At 40.4% G+C, this 14,301-nt stretch carries 15 protein-coding genes; 10 read left to right on the top strand and 5 right to left on the bottom strand.

The annotated features are described in order from the left end of the window. Positions 1-61 precede the first annotated feature (61 nt). The 3 genes from nuoL to nuoN are packed head-to-tail and all read left to right on the top strand — an operon-like array spanning position 62 to position 4,957. Positions 62-1,924, top strand: coding sequence for an NADH-quinone oxidoreductase subunit L (nuoL, locus tag QNH48_RS29390; RefSeq protein WP_283955914.1), 1,863 nt, complete (start codon positions 62-64; stop codon positions 1,922-1,924). Next, a complete protein-coding gene (locus tag QNH48_RS29385; RefSeq protein ID WP_283953159.1) occupies positions 1,925-3,433 on the top strand; it encodes a complex I subunit 4 family protein in 1,509 nt (502 codons plus the stop codon). A 6-nt stretch (positions 3,434-3,439) separates the two neighbouring features. Further along, the gene (gene nuoN, locus QNH48_RS29380) at positions 3,440-4,957 is read left to right on the top strand and encodes an NADH-quinone oxidoreductase subunit NuoN (RefSeq protein WP_283953158.1); all 1,518 of its coding nucleotides are present in this window, start codon (positions 3,440-3,442) and stop codon (positions 4,955-4,957) included. 132 nt (positions 4,958-5,089) lie between these two features. On the opposite strand, the gene QNH48_RS29375 is transcribed toward nuoN, so the two are convergent. From QNH48_RS29375 to QNH48_RS29365, 3 genes are all read right to left on the bottom strand, one after another. Then, entirely contained in the window at positions 5,090-5,692 is a 603-nt protein-coding gene (locus QNH48_RS29375) for a general stress protein (RefSeq protein ID WP_283953157.1), read from the bottom strand. Between the two features lie 65 nt (positions 5,693-5,757). Further along, positions 5,758-5,928, bottom strand: a complete 171-nt coding sequence (locus tag QNH48_RS29370) for a CsbD family protein (protein WP_283953156.1) — start codon at positions 5,926-5,928, stop codon at positions 5,758-5,760. A 57-nt stretch (positions 5,929-5,985) separates the two neighbouring features. Beyond that, on the bottom strand, positions 5,986-6,234 hold the full coding sequence (locus tag QNH48_RS29365; protein WP_283953155.1) for a hypothetical protein: 249 nt from the start codon (positions 6,232-6,234) through the stop codon (positions 5,986-5,988). A 223-nt stretch (positions 6,235-6,457) separates the two neighbouring features. On the opposite strand from QNH48_RS29365, the gene QNH48_RS29360 reads away from it, so the two are divergent. From QNH48_RS29360 to QNH48_RS29350, 3 genes are all read left to right on the top strand, one after another. Next, on the top strand, positions 6,458-6,619 hold the full coding sequence (locus QNH48_RS29360) for a hypothetical protein (protein WP_283953154.1): 162 nt from the start codon (positions 6,458-6,460) through the stop codon (positions 6,617-6,619). Positions 6,620-6,695: 76 nt separating this feature from the next. Next, positions 6,696-8,201, top strand: coding sequence for a mechanosensitive ion channel (locus tag QNH48_RS29355; protein WP_283953153.1), 1,506 nt, complete (start codon positions 6,696-6,698; stop codon positions 8,199-8,201). Between the two features lie 90 nt (positions 8,202-8,291). Then, positions 8,292-9,593: a hemolysin family protein gene (locus QNH48_RS29350; RefSeq protein WP_283953152.1), complete on the top strand. Its 1,302-nt coding sequence runs from the start codon at positions 8,292-8,294 to the stop codon at positions 9,591-9,593. A gap of 107 nt (positions 9,594-9,700) precedes the next feature. Here the strand turns inward: QNH48_RS29350 and QNH48_RS29345 are convergent, their stop codons facing one another. After that, positions 9,701-10,426, bottom strand: a complete 726-nt coding sequence (locus QNH48_RS29345; protein ID WP_283953151.1) for a hypothetical protein — start codon at positions 10,424-10,426, stop codon at positions 9,701-9,703. A gap of 289 nt (positions 10,427-10,715) precedes the next feature. Between QNH48_RS29345 and QNH48_RS29340 the strand changes: the two genes are divergently transcribed. The 3 genes from QNH48_RS29340 to QNH48_RS29330 all read left to right on the top strand — a co-directional run bounded on the left by QNH48_RS29340 (position 10,716) and on the right by QNH48_RS29330 (position 12,764). After that, entirely contained in the window at positions 10,716-10,865 is a 150-nt protein-coding gene (locus tag QNH48_RS29340) for a hypothetical protein (protein WP_283953150.1), read from the top strand. A gap of 160 nt (positions 10,866-11,025) precedes the next feature. Further along, positions 11,026-12,177 (top strand): AI-2E family transporter, encoded by a 1,152-nt coding sequence (locus QNH48_RS29335; protein ID WP_283953149.1) that lies wholly within the window; start codon positions 11,026-11,028, stop codon positions 12,175-12,177. 110 nt (positions 12,178-12,287) lie between these two features. Continuing rightward, positions 12,288-12,764: a TraR/DksA C4-type zinc finger protein gene (locus QNH48_RS29330; RefSeq protein WP_283953148.1), complete on the top strand. Its 477-nt coding sequence runs from the start codon at positions 12,288-12,290 to the stop codon at positions 12,762-12,764. A gap of 126 nt (positions 12,765-12,890) precedes the next feature. Here QNH48_RS29330 and QNH48_RS29325 read toward each other — a convergent pair whose 3' ends face one another. Next, complete coding sequence (locus QNH48_RS29325) at positions 12,891-13,160, bottom strand: hypothetical protein (RefSeq protein WP_283953147.1); 270 nt, start codon at positions 13,158-13,160, stop codon at positions 12,891-12,893. Positions 13,161-13,287: 127 nt separating this feature from the next. Between QNH48_RS29325 and QNH48_RS29320 the strand changes: the two genes are divergently transcribed. Further along, complete coding sequence (locus QNH48_RS29320) at positions 13,288-14,220, top strand: magnesium transporter CorA family protein (protein WP_283953146.1); 933 nt, start codon at positions 13,288-13,290, stop codon at positions 14,218-14,220. Positions 14,221-14,301 lie beyond the last annotated feature (81 nt).

Below are 14,301 nucleotides of genomic sequence, written 5' to 3'. Positions count from 1 at the left end.
ATTTTATTGAAAAGATTCACCGCGGGTGACAGGCACCATTTTTAAAAAGGGGATTGTGATGATGATGGAAAATGCATGGATCATACCGCTTTTCCCGCTACTTTCGTTTTTGATTCTTCTTCTATTTGGTAAGCGGCTGAAGGATGCGAGTGCGTACGTTGGTATTCTTCTTACGTTAGCCTCGCTTGTGTATTCGTTGTTGGTGTTGTTCGAGCGATTCTCTCAACCAACGTTTAAGACTTCAACGGAGTGGCTCAGGATAGGAGATATTTCTTTAACAGCGGGCTTTGAAGTGAATCAATTGAATGCATTAATGCTTGTAATTGTCTCGCTCGTCAGCTTCCTGGTACATACTTATTCAAAGGGATATATGCACGGGGATGAGCGGTTTCCAGTATTCTATGCCTATTTAGGACTATTTACGTTTGCAATGCTTGGGCTTGTCATCTCGCCAAACCTGCTGCAAACTTATATTTTCTGGGAGCTCGTCGGAGTCGGTTCCTTCCTCTTAATTGGATTCTATTTCTACAAAGAAGAAGCGAAGGCTGCGGCAAAAAAAGCGTTCATTATGACCCGAATCGGAGACGTGGGTCTCTTAATCGGGATGATTTTATTATTCTGGGAAACCAAAAGCTTTGAATACAGTGAGATTTTCGAGGCCGTTGAGGCTGGTGCTGTATCAAGCACGATGATTACTTTAACAGCAATCTTAATCTTCATCGGCGCTGTTGGTAAATCAGGTCAGTTCCCGCTTCACACATGGTTACCGGACGCGATGGAAGGTCCGACACCTGTTTCTGCATTAATCCACGCGGCGACAATGGTTGCTGCCGGTGTTTACTTAGTTGCGGCACTTTTTCCGCTGTTTGCAGCGAGTGAAACTGCACTATTAACAATCGCAATCATCGGTGCCTTCACTGCGATTTTCGCAGCAAGCATCGGTCTTGTGCAAACCGATATTAAACGCGTTTTAGCTTACTCAACGGTCAGCCAGCTTGGCTACATGATGCTAGCCCTAGGCTCTGCCGGCTATGTCGCTGGTGTATTCCACTTAATGACACATGCTTTCTTCAAAGCGTTGCTATTCTTAGCAGCAGGAAGCGTCATTCATGCGGTACACACACAGAACATCGAAGAAATGGGCGGACTTTGGAAAAAGCTAAAGCTTACGGCACCATTATTCTTAATCGGAACACTCGCGATCAGCGGTGTGCCATTGTTTTCAGGGTTCTTCAGTAAGGACGAAATTTTAATCGCAGCCTGGGAAGGCGGACATCCAGTCCTGTTCTTACTAGCGCTCGCAGCGGCATTCATGACCGCATTCTACATGTTCCGCTTGTTCTTCATGGTTTTTACAGGAGAAGCGAGAACACCGATGAAAAATGTTCACGAATCACCATCGATGATGACCTTCCCAATGATCGTTCTTGGCGTATTAGCGATAATCGCGGGTTATGTTCAAACACCATTTAATCACAACCTTGGTGAATGGCTGGTGGACGGCAACGAAGCACTTGGTCATAGTCATATCGAAGGTCCAATTTGGATTATGATTGCGGCAACAGTTGTTTCTCTAGCAGGTATCTACCTTGCTTACATGATTTACTACAAGCGTTCTATCGCACGCAACTGGCTTTCTGGAAGCGGCGATACGCTTCACACCATTCTTACGAACAAATACTACATTGACGAATTCTATCAAATGTCAGTGGTTGCACTTACAAAAGGAATCAGCTACTTCTTACGTTTCATTGATGTCTTCTTAGTAGAAGGAATCATGAAGGGTGTGGCAGGGATTGTGCAAGGCCTTGGAGCGGCAATGTCAAAGCTGCAGACAGGTCAAACGCAAACCTATGTTACAGTAGCATTCGTTGGCATGGCACTGCTTGCTGTCATCTTTGTATTAACAGGGGGGTACTTATAAATGGATCTTTCTTTCGTTCTATCACTATTAGTATTCTCCCCGTTACTCGGAATTATTGTTTTAGCCTTCATGCCTAAAACAGAAGAAAAAACCATTAAAATCGTTGGCTTTCTAGCGACACTTCCTGCATTAGGAATTGCAGTCGGACTGTATCTCCATTACCTTTGGGGCAAGGATTTAAGCGACTTTAACGTTGTTAAGGAATGGATTACTTTCGGCGGCCTTGCCGGTGCTGAAGCAGGATATTGGAAAGTGAACTATGAACTCGGTGTCAGTGGCTTTTCAATGCTCTTAGTCGTCCTAACGGCTGTAGTCGCAACACTCGCAGCGATTGCCTCCATTTATATTAAAAAAGAATGGAAAGGCTACTTCATGCTGTTCCTGCTATTAGAAATCGGAATGCTTGGAGTATTTACAGCAGAAAACTTAGTTCTATTTTTCTTATTCTTTGAGATTACCTTAATTCCAACCTTCTTCTTAATCGGAAAATGGGGTTATTTTGAAAAAGAAAAAGCAGCTTACAGCTTTTTAATCTATAACGGTTTAGGCTCAGCTGTCCTGTTAATCGTGATTATGATTTTGTTTGCGAAAACAGGAACCACCAATATTGAAATGTTAACGCAAATGATGAACGACCCGAACGTTCCATTATCGGGCGGTTTAAAACTTGGATTATTGATCGGACTACTTATCGCTTTTGGCGTTAAGCTGCCAATTTTCCCATTACACAGCTGGATGCTTCGCGTCCACGTGCAGGCGCCGCCATCGATTGTTATGATTCACTCTGGTATTCTATTGAAAATCGGTGCGTACGGCTTAATTCGTTTTGGGATGGGTATTTTCCCGGAGCAGTTTGAAAAACTTGCGGTACTCTTGGCCATCCTTGGAGTAGTAAACCTTCTCTACGGAGCGTTCCTAGCGTTCATTCAAACAGACTTTAAAATGGTCTTGGCATACTCGTCGATTTCTCACATGGGAATCGTGTTAATCGGATTAGCGGCGATGAATGAGGCAGGGGTGCAAGGGGCCATCTTCCAAGTGGTATCACATGGTTTAATCTCAGCGCTATTGTTCTTCCTAGTAGGAGCTTTCTATGAGCGCACAGATACATCATTGATGGAAAACCTAGGCGGAATGGCAAAGGGAATGCCAATTGCTTCAGGCTTCCTGCTTGCTGGAGCATTGGCGTCACTTGGCTTACCGGGTATGTCTGGATTCGTCAGTGAATTTATGGCCTTCTTAGGGCTATTTGAAGAAATGCCATGGATTGCAGCAGTCGGCTGCATAGGGATTATCATGACTGCCGTATATTTATTACGGGCCGTACTCGGCATTACGTACGGACAATCACACCGTGACTTTACAGGAGTCCTAGATTTGAAGGGCGTTGAATTCGTACCGGTTGTCGTGCTGATGGCTTTAATCGTCTTAATCGGAGTAATACCAAGCGTTCTAAGCTCACCGCTTCAAGCCACACTTGAAACGATTATGCTAGGGTTAGGAGGGTGATGAAGGATGAGTCTTGAAGAATTAACATCATTTAATTGGGGCATCATGACACCAGAGTTCATCATCGTTGGTGTAGCAGCGCTTCTCACAGTGTTAGATTTATTTATGCCGAAAAAACAAGACCGCCGAATCCTCGGCTGGATCGGAATTGCCGCCATTTTTGCCGCGATGGTTTCTCTAGTCGGATTACTTGGGGCAGTGCCTGATTCGATTTTAGAGGATACCTTCCGTCTTGATTCTTTTGGAAAAGCATTCAAACTCCTTCTTCTTGCAGGAGGAGCGCTTGTACTATTTTTAGCAGTCTCTTACAAGGCTGATGAGGGATTGGAAGAATACCGCGGTGAATTTTATTATTTATTCCTAACCGGATTACTCGGCGGAATGATTATGACATCAAGCGGCGACTTAATTACATTATTTATTGGTCTGGAATTGTTATCGATCTCTTCTTATATCTTAGCGGGTATTCGAAAAAACAACCTGCAGTCGAATGAATCAGCAATGAAATACGTCATTAACGGTTCGATTGCTACAGCGATTACCTTGTTCGGTATGAGCTATGTATACGGCTTAACAGGCTCAACGAACCTATTAGCCATTGCACGTACACTGCAAGCGTTAGCGGATGCACAGCATGCTTATTTGCTCGGACTAGCGTTCTTAATGATCTTCGTAGGATTAGGCTTTAAATTGGCTGCTGCTCCATTCCATATGTGGGCACCGGACGTTTACCAAGGAGCGCCAACACCAGTTACCGCATTCTTGAGCGTTGTATCGAAAACAGCCGGCTTTGTGATTGTGGCGCGAATTATGATTTCGATTTTTGGAGTAGCGGCTACAGAAGGCCCTGGTTCGATTCCGATTTTGTATAATATGCAGGATTACATCGCTGTCATTGCTGCAGCTACAATGATCATCGGTAATGTTGTTGCGTTGAGACAAAGTAATATTAAAAGAATGTTTGCGTACTCAAGTATTGCCCACGCAGGATACATTCTTGTTGCGTTCACATCACTGAGTTCGAACTTCTTTTACAGTGTTTGGTTCTATTTATTAGCGTACTTATTCATGAACCTTGGCGCTTTTGCAATTATCCAATTGGTAGAGGCGAAAACAGGTTCAACGAAGATAGCTGATTTCGCAGGCTTGTATCGCCGTTCACCGGTGTTAGCAGTCGCAATGGGTATCTTGCTAGTCGCATTAGCCGGCTTCCCAGGAACAGCAGGCTTCATCGGCAAGCTGAACATCTTCATCGGTGCTTTCATGGTACAGGAACCGCATTATGTATTGGCATCTGTTATGATTGCGACAACAGTAGTTTCATATTTCTACTACTTCGGAATCATGACACAAATGTTCTTCCGCCCAGCAGCGGACGACAGCAAGTTTACAAAAATTCCAGTTGGAATTGTGGTTGTTCTAATCGTCACCGTCGCAGCATCTCTACTGTTTGGAATATTCCCAGACATCGCGATCGACTTCGTAAACGAAAACTTCAACCATTTCTCAGACTTTCTACAATAGACCGGCAACTTTGGGGGAAGAACCCGGTCTAGGTCGAATAAAGGGGTAACCATATAATGCGAAAGAAGAGGCGTGGGGGCCTCTTCTTAACAAGAAAAACGGTCCTTTGAAGGGACCGTTTTTTTTGTGTGGCTATTTTTGAATCGGGTCAGGTATTTGTCCTTTTTCCTGCAGTTCATCCTTAGAATCACTATTCTTCATTTCGTTTCCAAGCTTCTTCACTTCATCCCAATCCTGTGCCATCGAGCTATTGTTTGCTGCCGCTAATGAATTCCTGTCATCCATATGATTATTCATTCTATTCTTGGTTAAAACTAATATTTTTCCTTCTTTAACAGAGTTCCCATAGTATTCGGCTTCATCGTCAGGAATTCCCATTCCAATGAGTGCTCCCGTTAATCCGCCTAAACCTGCACCTGCTATGGTTCCAATTATACTTGAAGCAATGGGACCTGCGGCGATAATGGGGCCGACTCCTGGGATTGCCAGAGCACCTACTCCTACTAATAAACCTGTTATCCCGCCGAGTGTTCCACCTGTTAAGGCACCTGTAGCAGCCTTTTCTTCCACTACCGTACCAGTTTCGTCCGCAATATGATTCACATCTTTAAGGTCTTTACCAATGACACAGATATCCTGTTTGTCGTATCCTTGTTTGACAAGCTCCTCTATCGCTACAATCGCTTCTTGTTCTGTATCATAAACACCTACAACATTCTTTTCAACCTTGTCCATTTCAATTCCTCCTCTTTTATTCGCTTCGAAAGATTCACAGTTTGATAGATAGTTTTACCCAATGGCTATCTTGATAATTTATCCTTTACTTTCCCAACGCCTTCTTCTAATTTACCTTTAGCTTGATCGACTTTACCTTCGGTTTCCGTTGAACGATCATCGGTCAATTTACCCCATTGCTCCTTTGCCTTTCCTTTAACGGTATCTACATATCCATTCACTTTATCTTTATTCATTTTGTTTCAGCCTCCTTGTATTTATTAAATTACTGGGCGTAGTTCTACTGCCGTGAGTTACTGATTAACACCATCACTTACACCGTTATCGTCAATTTTCTTCTCTAAGTTTTTTTGTGCCTGTTTTAATTCTGTTTTTACATTATTGATGGTATCATCGGCTTTTTGCTTTGTATCTGTATCTACCGCATCATTCTGTTGTCCATCACTGACCCCGTTATCTTGGTCAACCCCATCGCCGCATCCCGTTAATCCGGCAAAGGTAAGTGAAACAGCCAATCCACTAACTAGTAAACTTTTCTTCATAGCCTCTTTAGCTCCCTTCGTCGTGTTTTGTTCTGCCCTTTTTATATTCCCGTTAAAAAAGATCTGAAACTTTTTTTAGTAGAAAATGGCTGGAAAACGGTTTTCTTCCTATATAATATTTTTTTTTAAAAAACATTAAGCTGATAGAAATTGATCGTTTTTTGTTTAGCTCACTTACTAAAAGGGTAAAAGCATACTAGACAAATTAAAGGAGGAAATAAAAATGGATAAAACGTGGAAAAGGAAATTAATCATGACAGGTCTTGTTTTTGGATTAACATTTGGTGCTCTGACTGGCTGTGGAGATGGAGTGGACCAGGATAATGGAATTACTGACGGAGAACAAAAGGATGAGTTAGAGAATAAAAATCCGGAAACAAACTAAATGCTGCGGAGATAGGAAAGGGAAGAGGAACTTCTTACTCTTATCTTATTAAAAAGTAGAAAAGGAGATTGGTAGAATGCATATAAACGAAATGATGACGGGATGGACCTCGTACTTTTATCAGCTTCCCAACCTATTATTTGCCCTTTTAGTCTTATTGGTGGGCTGGCTGATTGCCAAAAGCATTGGGAAAAGTGTCGAGGCCGTATTAAAGAGGACGAGATTTGATGATAAGCTCTTTGCAAACGTTGGAACAAAGAAATATTCTTCTGAAATCATTATCGGAAAAATTGTTTATTATATCTTATTGGTAGTGGTGTGGATTATCTTTTTCAATATGCTTAACTTAAGCTTTATTGCGACGCCGCTTGTAGAAATGCTGACGATGATTACAGCAGCGATTCCAAACTTTTTAAAAGCTGCCCTTATTTTACTTTTTGCATGGGGTGTTGCCTCGCTGCTACGTATGCTCTTTAAAAAGGGAGCGGCTCTGGTTCATTTAGAACGCCACTTAGTAAAATGGAAGATTGCGATAAGTCAAAGTGAAGCGGTAAACAAGGTTAACGGTATCGCAACGGCACTCTTCTATTTTGTAATTTTACTTTTCCTGCCTGGAGTATTAGGAGCCCTGCAGATTGAAGGAGTTTCAGAACCATTTGCAGATACGCTTTCAACCTTACTTGCCTTCATACCTAAGCTATTTGCGGCCGCTCTTATTGTGTTTGTAGGCTGGCTGATTGCAAAAATAGTCCGAGATATTCTAACAAACTTCTTAAACAGTATTGGTACGGAAAAGCTTGGTCAACGTATAGGTATTGTAAAAACGACGGATACGACAAGTCTTTCAAGTATTATCGGAAATATCGCGTTTATTTTAATCTTAATACCTACCATTATTACAGCCTTAGAAAAACTTGAATTAAAAGGCATTTCGGATCCAGCAATTGGTATGCTCCAAGATGTCGTATCGGTTATACCAAACATTGCGGTCGCCGTAATTCTAATATTAGTAGGGATATGGCTTGGTAAATGGGTGGAGAAAATCGTTACACAAATGCTATGGCGTTTAAAGGTTGATAATATCTTTATCCACATGGGTCTTGGTTCACTTAAAACAGAGCAATCCACCTACACACTTTCTCAAATCATTGGATTGCTAGCCAAAATTGTTGTTATTTTATTATTTACGGTTGAAGCCTTACAAATTGTCCAATTGGAGTTCCTTGTCGTTCTTGGAACTGGTGTGATTTCGTATCTACCAATGTTGTTTGCGGCCCTAATTATCTTAGGAATTGGTTTATATCTAGGTAACTTAGTACAGCGCATTTTACAAAATATCCTTAAGAACAGCTATTCTAGAACTCTCGCCGCTGTTGCGAAATATGCCATTTTTACGATAACTATCTTTATGGCATTGGATCAACTGGGTGTTGCGCATTCCATCGTCAATGCTGCATTTATCCTTCTATTAGGTGGATTAGCGTTAGCTTTTGGACTTGCATTCGGTCTTGGAGGAAAGGATTTTGCTTCCAAGTATCTGCGTAAGCTAGACCATAAAATCGATAATAAAATAATAGAATAATAGATTCGTTAAAGCTAAACGAAACGATAACAATCCGGATCTACATGATTTCGGATTGTTATTTTTATAAGAAGGGAGGAAGGCTGCTTAATGATCATATTGAATCTACTATTAATTGCCCTATTAATCGCACTAACGGGTTTTTTTGTAGCGATAGAATTTGCGATTGTAAAAGTACGTCCATCTAGAATTGATCAATTGATTTCGGAAGGAAAAAAGGGTGCGGTATCGGCTAAAAAGGTGGTAAACCATTTAGATGAATACCTATCAGCCTGTCAGCTGGGGATAACGGTTACAGCACTCGGACTTGGGTGGTTGGGAGAGCCTACGGTGGAAAAACTAATTCACCCCTTGTTTTCGGCATTAAATATGAATGAATACATCGCACATATTATATCTTTTATCCTTGCCTTTGCCTCCGTTACGTTTCTGCATGTCGTAGTGGGGGAACTAGCTCCTAAGACTGTTGCCATTCATAAAGCCGAGGAGGTAGCACTTCTGTTAGCTGCTCCCATCATTGGGTTTACCAAAGTAATGCGGCCATTTATTTGGGCACTAAACGGTTCTGCCAGGCTGCTGGTCGGAATCTTTGGCTTAAAGCCAGAATCGGAACAGGAATTAGCTCATTCGGAAGAAGAGCTTCGTTTGCTTTTGTCGGAAAGCTATAAAAGGGGTGAAATCAATCAAAATGAATTAACCTATGTGAACAATATTTTTGAATTTGATGAGAGAATCGCAAAAGAAATAATGGTCCCGCGGACGGAGATGAGCACGCTAACGATTAACGATACCATTGATGTGTTTTTAAACAGGGTAAGAACGGAAAATTATTCTCGGTATCCTGTCATTGAGGGTGACAAAGACAACATTATAGGGATTCTTAACGTTAAAGTGATTGTAACGGCCCAAATAATGAATAAAAATCATAAGGAAGAAGTGAGTCTAAGACCCTTCATTAAACCTGTGATTAAAGCAATTGAAACCATCCCCATCCATGACTTATTGGTGAGAATGCAAAAAGAACGTACTCAAATGGCCATCCTTGTCGATGAATACGGTGGAACATCAGGGTTAGTGACAGTTGAGGATATTATTGAGGAAATTGTTGGTGAGGTAAGGGATGAATTTGATACCGATGAAGTCGCAAAGATTCAAAAGGTAAAGGAAAATCATTATTTACTGGATGGAAAAGTTTTAATTGAGGATGTTAACAGTTTACTCGGTATAAACATAACCGGTGAAAGAATCGATACAATCGGTGGCTGGTTTCTTACACAAAACTTTGACGTTGCTATTGGGACAGAGGCTAAATTCGATGGATACCTGTTCAAAGTCCGTGAGGCTGTTGGTTACCATATTTTGTATTTAGATGTAAAGAAAATTGTTAGCTAAGCAAATGGAAAAACAAAGGAAGGCACACGTCATTTTATATAGCGTGTGCCTTTTTATGTCAGTATGAGGAGTGATTTGGGATTGAGTCGAACCTGCCCTTATGGTGATTATTGGTACTCGCTAACCGGCGTATGTTGGGTATTCTTAAGTTTTTCCTCCATGATTTTAATGTCATTTTTAAATAGCTTGGAAATGACGTTTTTTTCTCCGAATAACAGAATCTGATCACCTTCGTGTATTTTTGTGTGATAGATATTTCTTCTGAGTTTTAATTCGCCTCTTTTGATAAACAATACAACAAACTCTAACTGGTCATGATCATGAATCACTTGATTGATCTGTTTTTGAAAGAGAGAAGATTCTTTATAGATATGAAGATTTAGCAGCTTGTCTTGTTTTTCTGACATAAAGATATCCCTTATTGGCAGATCACCAAGTTCAATATTCTGTTTCATGTCTTGCTTAAATAACTTGGATAATTTAGTTTGTACACTCTTTAGCTTTAAAATGGCAAAAGCAAGCAGAACACCGCCTGCCGCATAGAAAATATCTTTCGTTCGAAGATCCTCTGATAAAATATTACTAATCGATGAAATGATAACAGCAAGTGAGAAGGCCCCAAATAGGATTAGAAAAGTGGCTAGTTTCCTGCGAACCGGGTGACCTAAAATCAGCTCAGACTCTCCAGTCGTAAAACCTGTACCTGTCATCAATGAAATGACCTGAAACCTCGAAATCTCCAATTTGAGGTCTGTTAGCCGAAAGAGAATCACAAAAATTTCGATGACAGCAGTAATGATGATGAAATAGACGAGTAGAAAGAATAGATTCATTTTTTTCACCTCTGAATCCAAAAATTGGCTGGGGCTGCAAGCACCCCAACCTTTTTATCACTGGATTTTCTACTAAATAAACGAACAGTTCGTGTGACTTACTAGTTAAATACCCGATATATGTTGTCTTAAACCTTTTCGAAAGAAAAATAACCTATTTAATAGATATTTCAATAGTTTACGAGTATTTCAAAACTATTAAACGGAGAAAAAGGTGTTTTAGAATGGTCATTAGGTGGTACAACATAAACAAGGGTTACAAGTTATGGGATTTAAAGGAGGTGTTTATATGAAACGAGTTTTATCGATGAAAGGAATTTTAACGTTTTTGGGAATGGGAGTATCGATCGCAAAGTGGTTAGCCTCTAAACCCAACAGAATGAAGGTGAAAAATATACTCGGAAAATTGAACATTACACCTACGCTTGATAAGAAATAAACATTTCCTAATAGAAATGAGGAAATCAAAAGACGTGCGGTGCTTCGCATGTCTTTTTGTGTTATCAACTATTTTTGTAAATCTCCAAAAATGTGGGATTAGCTTCATTAAGGAACGGGTATGTATTCATAAAGGGTTTTGATGAATGGAGTTGAGGAACATGCTACAAACGAAGGCATTTCGATTTGGTTACGGTCTTTTGCTTATTTTTTTAATTATTTTTGTAGCAATGAAAATTGATTTTATTTTCCGACCTGTCTTTTTACTTGTCCAAACACTCTTTTTCCCCTTCTTGTTTGCCGGGGTGCTCTTTTACTTATTTCGCCCACTGGTGAATTATCTTCAGTTGAGAAATATTCCAAAGATACTTTCTATCCTGCTGATTTATTTAGTATCCGGTCTTTTAATCGCATTATTAATCTCTCTTGGCAGACCCGTTCTGAAAGAGCAAATGAAGAGTTTCGTTGATATCACACCTCAAATCATTGAGGTCATACCGGACAAATTGACTGAGCTGCAACAGAGTAAATGGATCAATCATTTACAAGAAAATGACAGTGTTGATTTAGACAAGGCTTCCAAAGCGATTAAAAAGTCGGTTTCGTCAAGTCTCTCTACTATTGGAACAAATTTAATGAATATTATCGGGGTAGTCGCAAGTATTGTAACGGTCTTTGCGACTGTTCCGTTTATTCTCTATTACATGTTAAAAGAAGGCGAAAAGGCGCCTCAGCATATTCTTCGTTTATTGCCAGCCAAGCAGCAGAAAAATGGACGAAAGATAATAGCAGATTTAGATGAAGCGCTCAGCTCTTATATCCAAGGCCAAATTCTTGTTAGTTTTTGTATAGGTATCATGCTCTTTATCGGTTATTTGATTATTGACCTTGACTACTCCCTTCTTATTGCGATTTTTGCAATGTTTACCAATGTCATCCCGTTTATCGGTCCAATCCTTGCGATTACTCCTGCAATGATTATTGCGTTTATTGATTCACCGATTATGGTGGTAAAAGTCCTCATTGTCATGATTGTCGTCCAACAGATTGAAGGACACATTATTTCACCTCAGGTGATGGGGAAAAAGTTAGAGATCCATCCGCTCACAATTATATCCTTATTACTTGCAGCAGGACGTATAGGAGGGGTTCTTGGGTTAATCATAGCGGTTCCTATGTATGCGGTCATAAAGGTGATTGCTCATCATACCTATCGGTTATGGAAGTTGAGAAAAGATAAATCAATAGAAGAAAAAATAATCAAGGGGGAAAACAAGGATGAAACGAAGTCATACAATAATGCAATTTTTTGAATGGAATCAACTAGGGTGGTAACGAGCAGGAACAACTGGATCGATTACAAGGTTTCAAGCTTATACATTAATGGGTAGATAAAAGGAAGGAAGTAAGGGAGGGATAAGAAATGTTATCAAAAGAAGAGCTGAGCTATTTTAAGAAAAAATTATTACAACTTAAAGAAGAAACGATTCAAATGGTAGAAGCCAGTCAGCCTTTGTCGTTCGAGGATTACGGAGAATTAACAAGCTATGATAATCATTTTGCGGATACGGCCACACAATTAGAAGAAAGAGAAAGACAAAGTGTTTTGCATGATACAGCAAACAATCTCCTCGAAGAAGTGAAGGAGGCTTTGGAGCGGATTAACACAGGATCTTATGGCGTTTGTGTCGATACAGGAGAACGCATTTCCTATGAAAGGCTTAAAGCCCTGCCGTATGCCAAACGAACGGTAGAAGCGCAAAAAGAGCAGGAGAAAGAGAAAATGGCTAGCCTTCCGGAGGATCCGTCATTTTTAACCCCGGAGGAAGATGTAAGAGGAGATAAGCGGATTCAAACCGTGGATGAACTGATAAGCGTGCATGGAAACTCATCGTCATAAAATTTATTCGTAAAAAAAAATGTCTTCTTTTCGAGAGAAAGGAAGGCATTTTTATGTTGAAAGGGATTGTTAATCGAAGAGAAAATAAAAAAGAGTTGGGGTCCTAGGACCCCAACCACTGCTCTATTATTGGATTTTCTCATTGTAAAATTGAACGGAATACTGTGCTCCTTCGCTCACCATTTCGTTATCGGCAAAATCCCTCGGGTGCGGATTGCCGCCCTTTTCGATTGGTAGCTGCTCTGATTTCGCATATACATTCGGTTTTACCTTACGTTTCCAGTCTCTTAACACACTTTCAGCTTTAATCCTGTTCGGTTTGTTTGATAGCCATACTGCAGCTGATGCCCCAATTCCTACCGCTACCAGTGAGCTCATACTTACAACTTTACTCATCAATAAAACCTCCTTAAGATTTGGACTTGTTCTGTACATACCCGTTTCCTTTCTCGATGAAACCTTTTTTACGTTTGGTTAACTCTATTTAAGGGAATTAAAGGGTTGATTGGAAGGAGGGATTAGTTTGGAGAGAAATATTAATTTTGACCACTGGAAATGGGTTCAATTAAAAAAGGATGAGCTAAATGCAGTATGGGAACAGGAGACCATACTTTCTGGCTGGCTGTCCTCTGTTCGAAAAAATCAAACCAACTTCGTGAAAGTGCATGGGTTGATAGATGGGGAAAGGGTCGTGAATGGGTCTCTTATTTATAGACAAAATGAGGATAAGGAAGAAGACCGTCAAATTTTTCATTTCTATATAACTTCAAATACATTATTTACGATTGATTTAGAGTTTACCTCTTTTAAACAACTGTCCCCAGAAGTGATGCTGCGGCAGCTTAATAAAACAGAGAATGCAGTAGATGGCTTTTTATTTTTGCTAGGAGAGCTGGTTAATGACTTACTGGGTGAGATTGACCAGTTCGAAGAGTCGCTCCATAAGCTGATGTGGGGTGTGAAAAAAAGGAATGATATGAGGATTTTAGAACATGTTTTTTGTCAGAGGCATGAGCTGTTGGTTTGTAAAAATCTCTTGATTCCAATCCAGGAGCTGAAAATGGCGATAGAGGAAAATGATTTTCCTGCCGTCAATAACGGAGATATTTTTATCCGAACATGTAAACGGATAGACCGGGCGATGGTTCTGCTAAGGGAGTATGAACAGGAGTTAGACTCGATGATTCATTTAGAAGAGGTCATATCGTCCCATCGGGGAAATGAAATTATGAAAACCTTAACGGTTCTGACGATTATTTTTACCCCTATTATGGCTTTAGGAGCGCTATGGGGAATGAATTTTAAACATATGCCGGAGCTCGAGTGGAAGTATGGTTACCTGGTTTCTATTATTTCGATTGTCTTGTCAACGGCTCTACTCTATGGCTACTTAAAGTCGAAGGGCTGGACAGGGGATCTTTTAAAAGGGAAAAAGAAAGGTTCATTTTTTCATTGAAAAAGGTTTGAACCTAGTAGAATCGGGTATAACACTATCAAGGTTAGAAACTAGCTAACCTAATCAAAACGATAGAGTTGA

It is taken from the genome of Neobacillus sp. YX16, assembly GCF_030123505.1.
Lineage (GTDB): Bacteria > Bacillota > Bacilli > Bacillales > Cytobacillaceae > Neobacillus.
The sequence above is the reverse complement of the archived record's forward strand: the minus strand, read 5'-3'. Positions and strand labels throughout refer to the sequence as shown.